This window comes from Desulfosporosinus hippei DSM 8344, assembly GCF_900100785.1.
Lineage (GTDB): Bacteria > Bacillota > Desulfitobacteriia > Desulfitobacteriales > Desulfitobacteriaceae > Desulfosporosinus > Desulfosporosinus hippei.
Window position 1 is genome coordinate 63,484 of the sequence record NZ_FNCP01000007.1, and the last position, 15,790, is coordinate 79,273.

Genomic DNA, 15,790 nt, shown 5'->3' on the forward strand with positions numbered 1-15,790 from the left:
ACAAATATTAAGAAAATAACCACTAAAAATAAAATTGAAATCTTCCAAGGATTTCTCGAACTACGTTTACGCCGCGCAAACAATCCTATCCCTCGTTTCAAGCTAACTTTATAACTCTAAAAAAGTTCTTTTTTTTGCAACAATCAATAAGATCTTGAACCAAAGAATCTTCTTAATGTCCTTTCCATGATGAAAACCCTTCCCCAACCACTTCTGGCACTTCAGAAATCGCGACAAAGGCTTGAGGGTCAAAATCACGTACTATTTCTTTAATCTGAGAAAGTTCTGACCGATTAATAACACAATAAACAACTTGCTTAGCTTCGCCTGAGAAAGCACCAGTTGCTTGGAAAAGTGTAACCCCTCGCTCAAGTTTGGCAATAATCTCTTCTGCAATTCTCTGTGGTTGGGACGTTACCACCAGAACTGACTTAGATACACTTAACCCCTCCTGAACAAGATCCACGACTCGTGTAGCGATAAACATATAAATCATAGCATACATTGCCACCTCTGGCCCAAATAAAAGAGCAGCACATAAAAATATTATTGCATCAATTCCAAGCAATATTTGACCAACACTAAACGCAGTCGTTCTTGCAAGCAGTACTGCTAAAATATCAGTGCCGCCAAGGGATCCTCTGGATCGAAAAATTATCCCCATCCCTATCCCTGTGAGAACCCCTCCAGAAATTGAAGCCAGAAGAGTATCATGAGTTAGGGCTGGCAGATGCGCAGTCAGTGATAAGGTTGCCGACAGTACAGCAACACCAACTATACTGAATACTAGGAAATCCCTGCCTACCATTCGAAGTCCTAGAAAGAATAAGGGCAGATTTAAAAAAAGAACGGCCCAACTTACCGGCCAATTAAACAAGTAATGTAAAAGGATTGCTATACCTGTAACTCCACCATCAGCGATTTCATTAGGTATAATTAATGTGTTAATACTCACACTTACTACAGTTGAACCGATTATAATTCCAATAAAGTGCTTAAACAACTGCCAAGTGAAGTAATCTCGAATCCGTCTTATCAATAGAACCTCCATTTCTGCACAATTGTGCTAAACATTTTAAACTTAAATTATACAGTAGAGCCTTTCAAGAGACAAATCATATGTTCATAGATAACAACCTCAATCTAGTATACCTCGATCTAGTATATAGCAACAAATATTGACCTGCTCATTGTACTCGCTAATTTTAACTTGACAAACTACATATAATTGGATAAAGTATTGAAGTGCCTCAATTAGCGCTCGTAGCTCAGTGGATAGAGTGACGGTTTCCGAAGCCGGAGGTCGCAGGTTCAAATCCCGCCGGGCGCACCATGAGAAATACGCCACAACTATTGTTGTGGCTTTATAATTTTATTTGAGAAATAATTATTGATGGTTGGTAACAGAGTTGCCAACCTTTATCTTTTCATAAGTATGAATTGTCAAGTGACAAGCTACAAAATGCTTATTACCTATATCGATTAACTCCGGATCCATTACTTTACAAATATCTTGCGTTTCAGGGCAACGGGTATGAAAACGACATCCTGAAGGAGGATTAACCGGACTTGGAGCGTCTCCCTTTAGGATTATTCGACCCTTTTTCTGATTAGGATATGGAAGCAGAATTGCAGATAATAAGGCAATAGTATAAGGATGTCGAGGATTCAGATATAATTCTTCTGAGCTTGTAAGTTCTACTAATTTCCCTAAATACATAACTGCTACGCGATTACTTAAGTGTTTAACCATAGCCACATCATGAGCAATGAGGAGATAGGTTAAATTAAACTCTGCTTGCAAATCCTCCAGCAGGTTAATTACTTGAGCTTGAATTGATACATCTAAAGCAGATACCGGTTCATCACATATAATTAGCTTGGGGTTGACAGCCAACGCCCGAGCAATACCAATCCGCTGACATTGACCTCCTGAGAATTCATGAGGATAGCGTTCCCCGTGATGAGTGCTCAGTCCTACAACATCTAAAAGCTTAGAGACACGTTTTTCCCGCTCCACTCGATTTAGAACTCCGTGGATTAAAATAGGCTCGCCGATAATATCTCTTACTCTCATTCGAGGATTTAACGAGGCGAAAGGGTCTTGAAAAATCATTTGCATTTGGCTGCGAATTTTGCGCATTTCTTCGCGAGATAGCTCATTAAGAGTCTGCCCTTCGAAAATCACCTTACCCTGAGTAGGTTCAAGTAATCTTAGAATAGTCCGCCCAAGGGTAGATTTTCCACACCCGCTTTCTCCAACCATACCCAGGGTCTCCCCAGGATAAATCTCGAAGGAAACTCCGTCAACTGCCTTAACATCACCAACGTGCCTTTGAATAACCAGTCCCTTTTTAACTGGAAAGTATTTCTTCAGATTTTCAACTTTCAGAAGTGTCTCCGTTGCTTTATTAGTCCCAATCATATTTTTACCCTTTCGTATAAAAAGCAACTTACAAAATGACCTGGCTCGATTTCTAACAAAGTAGGCTTCTCTCGCTCACAAACAGGCATTATTCGGCGGCATCTCTGAGCAAAATTACACCCTTGAGGCAAACGATATGGATCAGGGGGATGACCTTCTATAGGATCCAATCGTTGTTTTCTTAGCTCAAGTTTAGGGGATGATTCTAACATTCCATAAGTATAAGGATGCATTGGCTTAGCAAACAATGTATTAACATCTGTATATTCAACGGTATTCCCGGCATACATAACTAATACTTTTTGACATAATTCTGCAATCACACCTAAGTTGTGCGTAATTAGCATAATAGCAGTGCCCAATTCTTGCTGTAGGTTGTTCATTAAATCCAAAATTTGAGCCTGAATCGTAACATCAAGCGCTGTTGTTGGCTCGTCTGCTATAAGAAGCTTAGGGTTACAAGATAACGCCATGGCAATCATAACTCGTTGACGCATGCCTCCACTAAATAGATGCGGATAATTATTAACCCGACCTTTCGCCTCAGGAATACCCACCCTTTCCAGCATCTCAATAGCCCTTCTCTTCGCCATAGAGCGACTCACTTTCTGATGAAGAACTATGGTCTCAATCATCTGCTCCCCAACTGTAAGCACAGGATTTAAGGATGTCATAGGGTCCTGAAAAATCATCGCTATCTCATTGCCCCGAATTTTCATCATTTCTTTTTCCGACAATTTGAGCAGGTCTTTACCATAAAAAAGCACTTCTCCACCCTCTATTCTTCCTGGCGGCTGGGGGATTAACCGCATCATAGACATGGCTGTAATACTTTTTCCTGAACCCGATTCTCCAACTATCCCTAGGGTTTCCCCTATTCCAATCTCTAGGTTAACACCATCAACAGCCTTAACTACTCCGACGTCGGTATAGAAGTAAGTTCTAAGATCTTTGACATGAATTAACAAGTCTCGACCCATTACTTTCTCCTCCTTGCTTAGAACGGGGATCTAACCTATCACGCAAGCCATTTCCCAACAAATTATAACCTATTACCGAGAATAAAAGGGCTGCGCCCGGCCAAAAAATCAGCCAAGGGGCATTAAAAATAAAGTCTTTGCCTTCGGATAGCATCACTCCCCAGCTCGGAGTTGGTGGTTGTACACCCAAGCCTAAGAAACTTAATCCAGCTTCAGCTAAAATAACCCCCGCAATATTCATTGTCGTATAGACAATCAGTGGAGATAATATATTTGGGAAGACATGATGTACTATGATTCGCCCATCCTTTGCACCAATTGAACGAGCAGCTTCAACATATGAGCTAACCTTAATTAAGATGACTTGTCCTCGAACAAGTCGGGCATAATTTGTCCATCCTACTATACCTAATACAAAAAATACTGAGATCATGCTTGGTTCAAAGAAAGTCATTATAATAATTGCCATCAGAAAATATGGAAATGCCGAAAAAATATCTGTTAATCTCATGATTAAGGAATCAACCCAACCTCCATAATATCCTGAAACCGAGCCGACGATTACCCCAAGAAGCAAAGAAATACTTGTTGCAGTAACTCCAATCATTAACGAAGCTCTAGCTCCATAAATAATTCTGCTCAAGATGTCTCTCCCCAGCAAATCTGTTCCCATGAAATGTTTGAAATTGGGCCCTTGCAAAGAATCTTTCAAGACAACTTGCACAGGATCGTAGGGTGCAATAGTCTCAGCAAGAATGGCAACGAGGGTCATCAAAGCAACAATTAAAAGTCCAAATTGCGACCCCTTTGATAATTTCAAGTTTGCCAGCTCCTCCAAAAGGATTAATCATATCTTATTCGAGGATCTAAAACTGCATATAAAATATCTACAAGCAGGTTTACCAACACGAATACAAGGGCTAAAAAGAGAGTAACGCCTTGTACAACAGGATAATCTCGTCGGGAGACTGCATTAATAAGCATAGTTCCAATCCCAGGAAGAGAAAAAATCATCTCTGTTAAAACAGTTCCTCCCATCAGGCTTGCAAAGTCCATACCCGCATGAGTTGTAACAGGGATAAGTGCATTTTTTAATCCGTGCTTAAAAACTACCACAGGCTTAGAAAGTCCTTTGGCACGAGCTGTTCGAATATAATCCTGTCTCAAGACTTCCAACATACCGGAACGAGTTAATCCTGCATACATTGCCATAGAGGCAAATCCCAAGGTAAACCCGGGAAGAATATAATACTGTAGTTGAAAGCCGTCACCACCAGAGCCACTAACCGGCAATATACGAAATATAACTCCAAATATTAGTTGAAGTATCATTCCTAACCAAAAGCTTGGTACGGATATACCTAGCAGAGTAAAACCCGTAGTAAAAGTATCCCAAGGGCTGCCCTGCTTAACTGCAGACAATACACCAATAAGCACACCTGCTGTAACTGCGAAGGTCGTTGCAACAAATGTCAGATTAAAGGTAATAGGGATTTTGTCGAGGAGCATCGTAGTTACTTCTTGGTGCTGAATATAGGACCGGCCAAGATCCCCGTGAAGGATATTCCAGACATACTGCAGATAACGACTAAAAAAAGGCAGATCTAATCCTAATTCCTGGCGAACATTGTTCATAATTTGAGGAGAAACGTGTTGGCCTAGCATTAAGGTTACTGGATCCCCCGGTACAAGAGATAACATCAAAAAGGTTAGCATTGATATCCCTAAACCTACAGGTACGCATTGAAGAATACGCCAAATGATAAAACGTATCACAAACTTACCTTCTTCCTAGTAGTCTATGATAGCCACACACTACGCATATCTTTTTGATCAAGAGCATTAATCGTCAAATTATGAACCTTATCTCCATATATACGGAGATAGTTTGTACTAAACGTCCAAATTGCTGGTTGATCTTCAACAATTAACTCTTGTATCTTTTTGTAGATCGCCATTCGTTTTGTTATGTCAGTTTCTTCTAAGCCTTGTGTCAGCAACCGCTCAACTTCCGGATTAGAATAAAAAGTAACATTGTTCATTCCCCATTGAGATTTGGAATAAAGCATCCGTAGGAGATTGTCTGGATCGGGATAATCGGCAACACAGGCTACCCGGAACATTTGAAGTTCACCGGATTGCATAGCATTAATGTAGGAACCCCATTCCATATTCTTTAAATGAATTTGAATTCCCACCTCTTTAAGCTGGGCTTGAAAGGCTTCCGCAACTCTCTGGTTTTCTTGCGTGTAGTTATAGGCGTATTGAATGGGCGCAAGTCCCTGTCCATCAGGGTACCCTGCTAAAGCTAAGTACTCTTTAGCTTTTTTCTGATCAAAGGTTGGTGCTCTATGGTCAATATCATAACCTGGCATTGTATCAGGTAATGGACCATTTGACACCATAGAACTACCCTCTAATACAGTATCGGCGATGCTCTGAATATCAAGAGCGCAAGCAATGGCTTTACGGATATTTATATTATCCTTAAACGGATCCTTAGCAAGGTTAAATCCAATATACTGTGTTGTGAGTGTAGTTGTTTTTAGAATTTGATCCGGAATTTCTTTAAGAATAGATTGTCTTTGACCCGGAGGGACCATATCTACATAATCCAAATTTCCTGCACGGAACTCGTTAAAAGCTGTAGACTCATCTTTAAAGATTTTATAAATGATTTTATCCACATGGGCCTTAGTTCCATAGTAATCAGTAAATTTTTCTAGGATTATGTCTTGATCAGCATTCCACTTAACAAACTTAAAGGCCCCTGTTCCAATTAATGTCTCGGGCCTTGCCGCCGGCGTGCCGAAATCTTTCCCAGCTTTGTTCGCAGACTCAAGCTTATAAATACTTACTGCAGGGTGCCCTAAAGAGGTCAGAAAAACCGCATTTTTTTCTTTCAAGGTCACTTCCAGTGTATAATCATCAGTGGCTTTTAATCCAGAAATTGTTTCAAGTTCTCCACTGTTCACTTGAGCGAACCCAACAATAGGTTCAAGTAGGAAGGCTAAAGGGGATAGTGTATCTTTAGCGGCTAAACGATTCCAGACATCTATAATATCCTGGGCTTTCAAACTCGTTCCGTCATGAAACTTTACATCTTTCCTAATCTGAAACGTGATAACTTTCTTGTCTTCTGAATAATCCCAGCTTTCTGCTATTGCAGGTTTTATCTCTAGGGTATTTGGGTCATATCTTATCAATCCATCATTGAGTTCTTTGCAAATTTCAATACCATTAATTTCTTCTAAAAAAGCCGGTTCAAGAGCAGAGGGACTTGAAATCATTCCAAAACGGAAAACCCCACCATCTACAGGGGTTAATCTGGTCATTTTTTCTTCATTTTTCAAGGCAGTATTCAATCCGCAACCAGACAAGATTATAGTTCCTATCACTAAAACTGCGATAGTTATCACCAAATTTTTCTTACCCTCAAACATCCTCTTCCCTCCTCCGTTATGAATAATACTCAAGTTTTGATAACTTTGGTTACAATTCTATAAATGTCCTTATGTATATCCTCTCTACTTCGCAGCTTTCCGTTGTCTACACAATTGACCTTTTCCCATCCGTATGATTCTCTTAACTGCGTGGCATTGTTGTAGGAGTGAACTAAATAATCATGATTCCTTTCATGGATATCCTTTTCACCATTATCAGTTTGCGTGGCCCTACTGTTGATAAGTACTTGGCTTACTTTTGGAGGCATATCCAGGAAGATAACGCAGTCTGGGATTGGAAGCTTAAACTTTACAAACTCTAAATCCCATAACCAGTCCAGAAACAACTTCCGCTCAATTGGGTCTGTTATTTTAGCCGCTTGATGAACCATGTTTGAAGTGGTGTATCGATCTGCTAATATAATGCCTCCATCCTGATAGAACTCTCCCCATGCTTTTTTATAAGATGCAAATCTATCTGCAGCATAGAAACTTGACGCTACGTAGGCATTAACATCGTTAGGGTCATTGCCAAATTCCCCATTTAAATACATTTTGATTAAAGCAGAAGAATCACTACCGTAATCAGGAAATGTAACCTGTCTAACTTTATAATTGTCAGAAGATAGTTTATCAAACAGCAATTTAGTTTGAGTTGCCTTACCGCTTCCATCCCCTGCTTCGATTACAATTAGTTTACCATACAAGAAATACCGACTCCTTTATTGGCTATTTTTAAATTTGGGATTATTAGCGATTAACGTGGCTTTATGGTAATTAGTCTATCAATAAAAACCCTTTTCAACAACACTTTTAATGTTGAAAGTTAATATTTCACACTATAAATCTAAAAGCAGTATTTCCTTTTTAATTTGAGGTACCCTGTATAAAATTAATTCTAATATAATAAATATCATTAGCTTTACCCTTTAGACTTCGATATTAACCGTAATATCTTAGTCAAACGGAAGTGAAAATTGTCTTCAAGATCCTTAGCCAATAAAAATGGCAGAATGAAAAACCAGCTTAAAACTCAAAGTGTGTTTTAAGCTGGTTATATATCATTAGACATTTTCGATCAAATATTAAGTAACTTTTCGGCTCCAAAACGTTATTAAGCTATGTTCTTGATCTATTTATGAAACCTTACTCATAACCCGTAATTTATCCGCAAGTAAGGCAATAAATTCGGAATTAGTGGGTTTTTGTCGTTCGATATTCATTGAATACCCGAAAATTCTTTTTAAAGTATCTGTATGCCCTCGTTCCCAAGCCAGCTCTATAGCATGTCGAATCCCACGTTCTACCCGACTTGGAGCAGTGTCGAATTTCTTAGCGATACTTGGATATAGCTCTTTGGTTACGGCACCTAGTAAAGAAACATCCTCAACTACCATCAGAATGGCATCTCTAATATACTGATATCCTTTCACATGAGCCGGAATCCCAATTTGATGCATCATTGTCGTAACTTCTACATGCAAATTCAAACCGCTTCCTACGTTTGTTACAACTGGGGTAACTGAACTATTCTGAGATGGTTGAGAAGATGGGATATCCTGAGTCAATGAGCGAATGCGTTTACTGAGAATATCTAAATCAAAGGGTTTAAGGATAAAATAGTCGACTCCCAGCATCATTGCTTGATGAGTTAATGATTCTTGTCCAAAGGCTGTGAGCATTATAATTTTAGGACGATTTAAAGTTGTTCGTGAGTTAATTCTTTCTAATACGCCTAGACCATCCAAATTAGGCATCACTAAATCAAGAATAATCAAGTCTGGTTCTTGATTTTGAATGAGCTCCCAAGCTTCTAACCCATTATTTGCAACTCCAACAACGATTAAGTCTTCTTGGCCTTGGAGATAGTTTTGTAGCATTTGACATAAATTCCGATTATCATCCGCGACAATTATTTTTATTTTTTTACTCATTATACAATTCATCCCGCCTTAATTGTATTCCGGTTCAATTATTGATTAGCATTTGCATCTTTCCGGTGCTTTTATTATACGCTAAGGCAGATGTCGAAATCGCAAATAATAAGGCAACATCCCTATCCTGTTAAAAATGCTGTAATTCCTTCACACAATGGGGTTATATGGATATTTATGGAATTTATATTTATCGCAAAATAGTCTAATATTTTTCATTTAGAATAATACTCCCTATATAATTAGCGAATTAATGTGAACACAATCGAGATTTATCTAACTTATGACTTGAGTGCATAAAGATTCTAACATGAAACCTTGATAATAGTGAAAATTTACAAAATTGGCCCGGTTTTATGTTAAGTTTATTGTCATTATGGACATACTATCCTCGAATGATCTTAAAAGGAGGAAGTATTATGATAGCTGCAGTCGATAAAGACACATGTATTGGATGTGGAGCTTGCCCTGAATTTTGTCCCGAGGTCTTTAAAATGGAAGATGACGGATTAGCTGTAGCGTATACAAATCCAGTTCCTAGTGAAGTTGAGGGCGCTGCTAAGGATGCAGCTGACGGCTGTCCAACAGATGCGATCCATGTCAATTAGTTAAGATTGATTAGGTTAGTAAGAAACAGTAAAAGCGGATGATTTCATCCGCTTTTACTGTTCTCACTATAATTGTTTTGCTTGCTCAGCAAATTCCCGTAGTCCTTCAATACCAACACGGTCAATTAAGCGCCCAATTCTTTCCTGGGGTTTTGCATTCTCTTTATAGTATGAAATGACAGCATCCATGATTGGTAATATTTCTTCCTTTTTTAAGTTTTCTAAAAGAATATTCCCCTGTCGTGGCTTAACTCCACCATTTCCTCCTACATACAAGTGGTATCCTTTACTAGTACCCATTAATCCCAGATCTACGGAAGCAGAATCAGTGCATTTATTGGGGCAGCCTGCAACACCAATTTTAAATTTTGATGGCAATTGCATTCCATGATAGCGTTTGTCTATCTCCATACCCAAAGCCAATGTTTCTTGCAGACCTCGTTTACAGAAGGTATCACCAGGGCATACCTTAACACTTCGCACGCATAATCCCACTGCATGACCCGGATCCATTCCTAGCTCGTCCCATATCTTAGGAACATCTTCCGGCTTTAATCCAACGATAGCAATACGTTGAGCTGAAGTCACTTTAATTGCCTGAGCATTGTACTTTTCTGAGACATCAGCAATCTTTCGCAAAATTTCTGGAGTCACGACACCTGCCGGTATATGGGGTGCAATTGAATAAGTTTTCTTATCCATTTGCAGTATTCCTCCGGGCGGTTGAGCTTTGGCCGCAGCCTCTGCTGACATTTCCCCCTGTTCCACAGAATTGACCTTTTCCAGCAAAACATTTGGATCAATACTATGCATCTGGGCTGCATTAGCTAAAGTTTCGTTAACTGAAAATGCACACCCCAAACAATGTAATCCTAATTCTTGCATAGCTTCTGCTGTCTTGGGATTCGAAGACATGATGTCTTTTAATTTCATATCAAGTGTAAATCGCATATACTCATCTCCTAACCATGAATGAGCATTGGCAAACAACGCGTACACACATGTTTCTCTTCGCCTTGATGAACATATGTCATCACTGGGGTTAATTCACTTGTTGTTCCACAGTTAGCACATTCTAACTCGGGAGCCTCTTTCTTTACGTCTGCCATATTAAAATGACCTCCTTCTTATGGTTATATCTTATCAGGAAGAAAAACTTTTAAGTGTGATCTAAAACACGATTCAGTGTGTCTTTGAACACGCTTTAAGTAAACTATATTTCAACCTCAGTTTAAACCAATAGAAGACAAACTATTCAGAAGCCTAAATTCTTTATTAAAGAAAAAAACCACGGTTTTACCCTTCTGGTATACCGTGGTTTACATCCCTTAGTTCATCTAGTAGACAGATACAAAACCAATCCAATAGTTAAGTAGATAAAACCCGCGTACAAGCGCATTGGTGCTTTTCTTTTGCTTGAACTTTTAGAACTGTAAGGCCTATACTGACCTTCCATGATCTTCCCCTCCAATATACGAGAGGTCGTTAATACGCTTAATCCCTTGAATTTTCCAACCCTTTTCGGTTTTTACTAAATTCATAGAAAAGACAAATTGTTGCACTTTTTCTACAGTTGACGTCCATGAAACCCGTACAACAACCCCTTGTGAATCATTGGCGTCTGAATTCATAAATTCAACCTTTTGTAAAGACAGTAGCGGATCTTTGTTTACAAGAGATTCCCAGGTCTTGAATTCTTTTTCATCCATAGAGTCTTTGGGCAGGCTTAACAGTTCACGAGCTAAATCAGTTTGCCTCAGGTCCATAAACTTCCAAAATTGTTGAATCGTTTCCCTCGATGAATCCCCGTATTGCGGATCTGCCAGAGTCGATATCACTGCTTGAGGAGTCTTTAAGACAACGATTGTCATTAGACAAAACAGCGATATCCCAAGTAACCAAACATATCGACTTTTTCGCATAATATCCCTCCTTGCTTGTCTCTACTATATATTCTAAGAGGGAAATGCTACTTTAAGACCACATTAGCCAAAAACTTTTCTTAATACATTAAGCACAAACTCCGGTAAACGGACATAATAAATACGCATATCTCTGTCCTCCTTTACACGCCTTTGATATCCAACGCTCAGTGGTAATGTATGCAGACATAGTAAATATTGATATCCTAAACCGCTTGGTAATTCTTCACAGCTTCTTCAAGTTGAGCAACGAGCAAACGCTCTTCTTCAGTATTTGCTGTGAAATACAGTCGTCCAATTATACCTGTAATCACCTTTAGAACATCTTCTAAAACTAACTTTTCCTTCATAGCTAATTGCGCGCTGGTCTCAATCAAGGCAATTCCAAACTGATGTCCCACTCCTTCTTTTATCATGCGTGTACAGCTTTTCCCTAACAGCCTCATAACTAAAGATGCTTCCTGAACATCTAACTGACGTACCGCATCAATGGTTGTTGTTAGTCCCTGAACCATACGTAAACCTACGCTATTCCAGCTTATTTGTTGATTATCCATAATATGCCCCCCCTAAAGCAATTCTCTTCCCGTGCCATACTATATGCCTTTGCTCTAGTAAGGGTGATAAAAAGAAAAAAGCAGAAAAGGTAATTTCCTTATCCGCTCTCTCTTGTTACATGAAATTGTTTTAGAAAAATAGCATCGCTGAATATCCTAGACCCAAGCCGGAAGGTGCACATGAAATGTGCCTTCTCCCAAACAACGTTCCCCCGTCCCAAGACCAGGGACGCAGTGTCACACGAGCGCGGAGTCTTTACGTAAGCAGAAAAGCAAACTTCCGTTTAAGCGACCCCAGATACGGGGCAGTGCACACGGACGTGCACTGCCGCCAGTGAGCCAAGGATGGCTCATCTGGCGGGAACCCCGCTCCCCAGAGAAAAGAGCTTAAACGGTTAGTTTGCTCTGCGTCGTAAGCACGTAGCGCTGTGTGATACAAGCCCCTCTATTTCCCTAACTTTGCCACTTTAATCCTCGAAACCATAAGACATGCTAAAACTAACATGCTCCCCAGATAAATATACCAAGGCAACATATTGCGAAAAAACATTAATAAAGCCATAAACCCACCAGCAAAGGTAATGGGGACACCTACGAAATAGGTAGTAATATTAAGCATATTAAACCGAGCTAAACGAACTGCTCCACATAAAGCAAATACTGCTGCAATACCTAGCCCAATATACCTTACGAAGTCCGGTTGGGGGTATAAAATTGCTTGATAAGTAAGAATAGCCGGAGCAACCCCAAAAGATACCAAATCACTCAATGAATCCAGTTCTTTACCGAAATCAGAACTTACCGAAAGTCTGCGGGCAACCTTACCATCTAAACTATCCATTAAAACCGAAAGAACTATCATAGCAGCTGCCAGAGTATACTGCTGTTCGATAACCAAAATTAGGGCTAAAAAACCAAAAAACAGATTTGCTAAAGTAAAAATACTTGGGATCATACTAGTAGTAATTGGATTTCCCTTCATTTGAACCTCCTCCTCTTGATATTCTCTAGTTTATCATTTTTAAGGTGATTATAAAAGCTCTTAGCCTAAATGACTGGTATATTCCTCAATTTTACGAAATACGACCTTGTTTTCCCCACGAACATGGGTTTTTATGGGCAAGGATCCTAAGAAAAATCTACCATAGTATTTTTCAATAACTCTGTCGTCCAATAAAATAACTATTCCTCTATCCCCCTTTGATCGAATGAGGCGTCCAAATCCCTGTTTGAAGCGAATAACTGCTTCGGGCAATAAGAGTTCTCGAAAAGGGTCCTTACCTTGGGATTTAAGATACTCGGAACGGGCCTCAATTAAAGGAAGTGTCGGTGGCCAAAATGGAAGTTTCACTACTATAACGCAAGATAATGTATCACCAGGAATATCAATACCTTCCCAAAAGCTATTAGCGCCTAAAAGAACACTCCTTGGATTTCTTTTAAAAGCTTCTAATAAACTGCTGCGTTCACCTTGTATTCCTTGAGCCAGTGATTGGATCTTCGTCCTAGCTAATAAAGGATTTAGGTACTCATAGGTTTGCCGAAGCATTGCATGCGAAGTAAAAAGGACTAGTGTCCTACCCTGCATACGCTCAGCGACTTCCGCTATAAAGTCTGCAAGCTCGGGAGCCTTCTGTCCCTTGGAATCTAAATGTCTGATACCATTTTTAACGATAATTAATTGCATCTGTTGTTCATAATCAAAAGGAGAATCCACCTGGGCAGTAATTGTTGACCTAGGCAAACCAATATCTTGTAGAAAATGCTCGAATGAATCTGAGATGCTCAAGGTGGCTGAAGTCATGATTACCGAGTTAAGTCGAGTAAAGATTTTTTCTCTTAGAATATCACTAACATCAATTGGAGACGTTTTCAGAAACAATCTCGATGATTGTTCTAGCCAAGTAACTTGTTTAGGATTGTTTAGGTTAATTGCCAGTTTAAGAGTTTCTACATATTCCTGTAACTCTCTTTGATGGCTAGATATTGCATACTTAAGGTCTTCGACCTCATCAGCGTCTTCTTCACTTAAAACACTCGCTAAACTATCCAATATAGAAAGAAGAGCTTTAATCCTTCCGGTAAGGTTTTCGATTTGAACATTTAACCCTTCCCACCATTGTCTGGCAGTATGTTGGGCAATAAATCGGAATGTTCTCTCCGTTCCTAAAATCAAAGACAACAACTCAAATAGTTCCTTAGTTTGCTTTAAAACACTTACACAGTTTTCGGGAATCCCATCTAGTCGTTTATTAAAAATCTCCCAAGGAACAGAAGGAACTAAATTTTCTAAAGATCCCAAACGTTGCTTCGTAGATGAATAAAAACTAAGTCCTGTGGATCGGTAAATGCTATCTACAGCCCTTGTTACATTCTCCGAACATAATTCAGAGCCTAGATGCTGCAAGGCAGTTTGATAGATCTGGTGTGCTTCATCAAGGACTAAGTAATGATATTCTGGCAATACATTATAATCTGTTTTCAAATCAGAAAAAAGGAGTGAATGGTTTACGATTAATACATCTGATTCTTCGGCTCTCTTGCGAGCTCTGAGCAAGAAGCAAACTCCTGCCTTTGAACATCTTCCAGGAATACACATATCATTATCGGCATTTATATTAGGCCAAAGTTCCATTAAGCCGGGAACTTTTGATAGTTCTTGGACATCACCCGTTAATGTTTCCCTTACCCAAACTAGAATAGTAAGCACTGCCAATTTCTGTTGCACACCAACGTTTTCTCGATTGGCTAAGCAACCCTGCCATTTCTTTATGCAGAAGTAATTATTTTTTCCCTTTAATACTGAAGCCTTAAAAGGAAAAGGTAGGACTGCTTCTAAAATCGGAATATCCTTCTTTTGAAGCTGTTCCTGTAAGGGAATAGTATGAGTTGCCACAACGACCTTCTGGCCTGTTTTTTTGGCAGACCATAGACTTGGTATTAAATAAGCAAATGACTTTCCTGTTCCGGTGCCAGCTTCAACAACAACATGTTGTGAGGAAGAGAATCCCTTTGCTATGAGTTTGGCCATTTTCATCTGCCCCGATCGACTCTCATAACTCGGGATGTTTTGTTCAAGATTTCCTCCAGGGGCAAAGTTCTCCACAACCCAGTCTGTCGAGTCAGGAATCCTTGCTGAAAAATTTTTCTCAGCTGAAAACAACCCCTCAGAAGATGGGGTAAGAACCAGATCTGTACGAATCGGTCGTTCGGGAAATGATCGGGTTATTTCTCTCTGTAATTCTTCAAAGAAGCCCTTGCCAGCCCATTCAGCAATAAAACCATTGGCCTGATTAAAGAAACTAAGATCAAACTTTAACCCCTTTTCCCAGCACGCTTCATAAAGCTTCCAAGTCAACCATGTCTTTTCCTCTATTAGTTGTTGATCTTCTTTCCTTAACGGAAGAGATAGTTTTTCTGCTAAAAAATCGAGCTGATAATGATGCAGCGTAGGGAAGAAAATCCTTGCTAATTCTGAGGTGTCCCAAAAAGGCTGCAGAAAATGGAAGTTTAATTCCCGCTGAAGAATAGTGAGGAACAAGTTCACTTCATGACCTACTAAGACTGCCTCACTCATAAAATTAATAATGTCTTGACGATGCTTTGCTAACCAGTTATCGTTATTAAAGTCAATATTTCTATGTCTATAGTCTTTACAACCTGGTTCTTCTGAGTCAACCGGTTGATAAGAATAAAAGCATGATTCGTGAATCAGTCCGTCACGGACTCGAAGTGCAGAAAATTGCACTATTTTCCCTTGTGAAAATTCAGAACCCAATGTTTCAATATCAAAAAACACCATATCTTTGACCACAAATGTTGACCCCTCTCTACTTGATATTGTACACTATTTTCAAGACTGGAACCAACAAAAGCAGGATTTTTGAAATCTATAGCGAATACTCTTTAAAATACGTTCAG

Annotated in this window: 15 protein-coding genes and 1 tRNA gene; 2 read left to right on the forward strand and 14 right to left on the reverse strand. The window is 39.4% G+C overall.

The genetic code is table 11. The features are described from left to right. Positions 1–172: 172 nt before the first annotated feature. Positions 173–1,051, reverse strand: a complete 879-nt coding sequence (locus tag BLS16_RS07875; protein WP_176786105.1) for a YitT family protein — start codon at positions 1,049–1,051, stop codon at positions 173–175. A 206-nt stretch (positions 1,052–1,257) separates the two neighbouring features. On the opposite strand from BLS16_RS07875, the gene BLS16_RS07880 reads away from it, so the two are divergent. Next, a tRNA-Arg gene (locus tag BLS16_RS07880) sits at positions 1,258–1,333 on the forward strand. A 54-nt stretch (positions 1,334–1,387) separates the two neighbouring features. Here the strand turns inward: BLS16_RS07880 and BLS16_RS07885 are convergent. From BLS16_RS07885 to spo0A, 7 genes are all read right to left on the reverse strand, one after another. After that, positions 1,388–2,425: an ABC transporter ATP-binding protein gene (locus tag BLS16_RS07885; RefSeq protein ID WP_092331992.1), complete on the reverse strand. Its 1,038-nt coding sequence runs from the start codon at positions 2,423–2,425 to the stop codon at positions 1,388–1,390. Then, on the reverse strand, positions 2,422–3,405 hold the full coding sequence (locus tag BLS16_RS07890) for an ABC transporter ATP-binding protein (RefSeq protein ID WP_092331994.1): 984 nt from the start codon (positions 3,403–3,405) through the stop codon (positions 2,422–2,424). The genes BLS16_RS07885 and BLS16_RS07890 overlap by 4 nt, the downstream gene beginning before the upstream one ends. Next, positions 3,368–4,225, reverse strand: coding sequence for an ABC transporter permease (locus BLS16_RS07895; protein ID WP_242876229.1), 858 nt, complete (start codon positions 4,223–4,225; stop codon positions 3,368–3,370). Before BLS16_RS07895 ends, BLS16_RS07890 begins: the two co-directional genes overlap by 38 nt. A gap of 23 nt (positions 4,226–4,248) precedes the next feature. Next, the gene (locus tag BLS16_RS07900) at positions 4,249–5,181 is read right to left on the reverse strand and encodes an ABC transporter permease (RefSeq protein ID WP_092331999.1); all 933 of its coding nucleotides are present in this window, start codon (positions 5,179–5,181) and stop codon (positions 4,249–4,251) included. Positions 5,182–5,204: 23 nt separating this feature from the next. Then, positions 5,205–6,848 (reverse strand): ABC transporter substrate-binding protein, encoded by a 1,644-nt coding sequence (locus BLS16_RS07905; protein ID WP_092332002.1) that lies wholly within the window; start codon positions 6,846–6,848, stop codon positions 5,205–5,207. A 29-nt stretch (positions 6,849–6,877) separates the two neighbouring features. Continuing rightward, positions 6,878–7,555, reverse strand: coding sequence for a dTMP kinase (locus tag BLS16_RS07910; RefSeq protein ID WP_092332005.1), 678 nt, complete (start codon positions 7,553–7,555; stop codon positions 6,878–6,880). A 429-nt stretch (positions 7,556–7,984) separates the two neighbouring features. After that, positions 7,985–8,782 carry a sporulation transcription factor Spo0A gene (gene spo0A / locus BLS16_RS07915; protein WP_092332008.1) on the reverse strand — a complete coding sequence of 266 codons (798 nt, stop codon included), beginning with the start codon at positions 8,780–8,782 and terminating at the stop codon, positions 7,985–7,987. A gap of 419 nt (positions 8,783–9,201) precedes the next feature. On the opposite strand from spo0A, the gene BLS16_RS07920 reads away from it, so the two are divergent. Then, a complete protein-coding gene (locus BLS16_RS07920) occupies positions 9,202–9,390 on the forward strand; it encodes a ferredoxin (RefSeq protein ID WP_014903471.1) in 189 nt (62 codons plus the stop codon). A 66-nt stretch (positions 9,391–9,456) separates the two neighbouring features. Here BLS16_RS07920 and BLS16_RS07925 read toward each other — a convergent pair whose 3' ends face one another. The 6 genes from BLS16_RS07925 to BLS16_RS07945 all read right to left on the reverse strand — a co-directional run bounded on the left by BLS16_RS07925 (position 9,457) and on the right by BLS16_RS07945 (position 15,683). Further along, entirely contained in the window at positions 9,457–10,341 is an 885-nt protein-coding gene (locus BLS16_RS07925; protein WP_092332011.1) for a DUF1858 domain-containing protein, read from the reverse strand. A gap of 11 nt (positions 10,342–10,352) precedes the next feature. Continuing rightward, on the reverse strand, positions 10,353–10,499 hold the full coding sequence (locus BLS16_RS23515; protein ID WP_169315538.1) for a hypothetical protein: 147 nt from the start codon (positions 10,497–10,499) through the stop codon (positions 10,353–10,355). A 330-nt stretch (positions 10,500–10,829) separates the two neighbouring features. Beyond that, complete coding sequence (locus BLS16_RS07930; RefSeq protein ID WP_092332013.1) at positions 10,830–11,312, reverse strand: hypothetical protein; 483 nt, start codon at positions 11,310–11,312, stop codon at positions 10,830–10,832. A gap of 206 nt (positions 11,313–11,518) precedes the next feature. Continuing rightward, complete coding sequence (locus BLS16_RS07935; protein ID WP_092332016.1) at positions 11,519–11,869, reverse strand: recombinase; 351 nt, start codon at positions 11,867–11,869, stop codon at positions 11,519–11,521. Positions 11,870–12,314: 445 nt separating this feature from the next. Next, positions 12,315–12,851, reverse strand: a complete 537-nt coding sequence (gene pssA / locus BLS16_RS07940) for a CDP-diacylglycerol--serine O-phosphatidyltransferase (RefSeq protein ID WP_092332018.1) — start codon at positions 12,849–12,851, stop codon at positions 12,315–12,317. A 60-nt stretch (positions 12,852–12,911) separates the two neighbouring features. Next, the gene (locus BLS16_RS07945) at positions 12,912–15,683 is read right to left on the reverse strand and encodes a helicase C-terminal domain-containing protein (RefSeq protein WP_092332021.1); all 2,772 of its coding nucleotides are present in this window, start codon (positions 15,681–15,683) and stop codon (positions 12,912–12,914) included. Positions 15,684–15,790: the final 107 nt, after the last annotated feature.

Coding starts and splice junctions, on each gene's coding strand:
- BLS16_RS07875 (WP_176786105.1), bottom strand. CDS start 1,051: ATGGAGGTTCTATTGATAAGACGGATTCGAGATTACTTCACTTGGCAG.
- BLS16_RS07885 (WP_092331992.1), bottom strand. CDS start 2,425: ATGATTGGGACTAATAAAGCAACGGAGACACTTCTGAAAGTTGAAAAT.
- BLS16_RS07890 (WP_092331994.1), bottom strand. CDS start 3,405: ATGGGTCGAGACTTGTTAATTCATGTCAAAGATCTTAGAACTTACTTC.
- BLS16_RS07905 (WP_092332002.1), bottom strand. CDS start 6,848: ATGTTTGAGGGTAAGAAAAATTTGGTGATAACTATCGCAGTTTTAGTG.
- spo0A (WP_092332008.1), bottom strand. CDS start 8,782: ATGAGTAAAAAAATAAAAATAATTGTCGCGGATGATAATCGGAATTTA.
- BLS16_RS07920 (WP_014903471.1), top strand. CDS start 9,202: ATGATAGCTGCAGTCGATAAAGACACATGTATTGGATGTGGAGCTTGC.
- BLS16_RS07925 (WP_092332011.1), bottom strand. CDS start 10,341: ATGCGATTTACACTTGATATGAAATTAAAAGACATCATGTCTTCGAAT.
- BLS16_RS23515 (WP_169315538.1), bottom strand. CDS start 10,499: ATGGCAGACGTAAAGAAAGAGGCTCCCGAGTTAGAATGTGCTAACTGT.
- BLS16_RS07930 (WP_092332013.1), bottom strand. CDS start 11,312: ATGCGAAAAAGTCGATATGTTTGGTTACTTGGGATATCGCTGTTTTGT.
- BLS16_RS07935 (WP_092332016.1), bottom strand. CDS start 11,869: ATGGATAATCAACAAATAAGCTGGAATAGCGTAGGTTTACGTATGGTT.
- pssA (WP_092332018.1), bottom strand. CDS start 12,851: ATGAAGGGAAATCCAATTACTACTAGTATGATCCCAAGTATTTTTACT.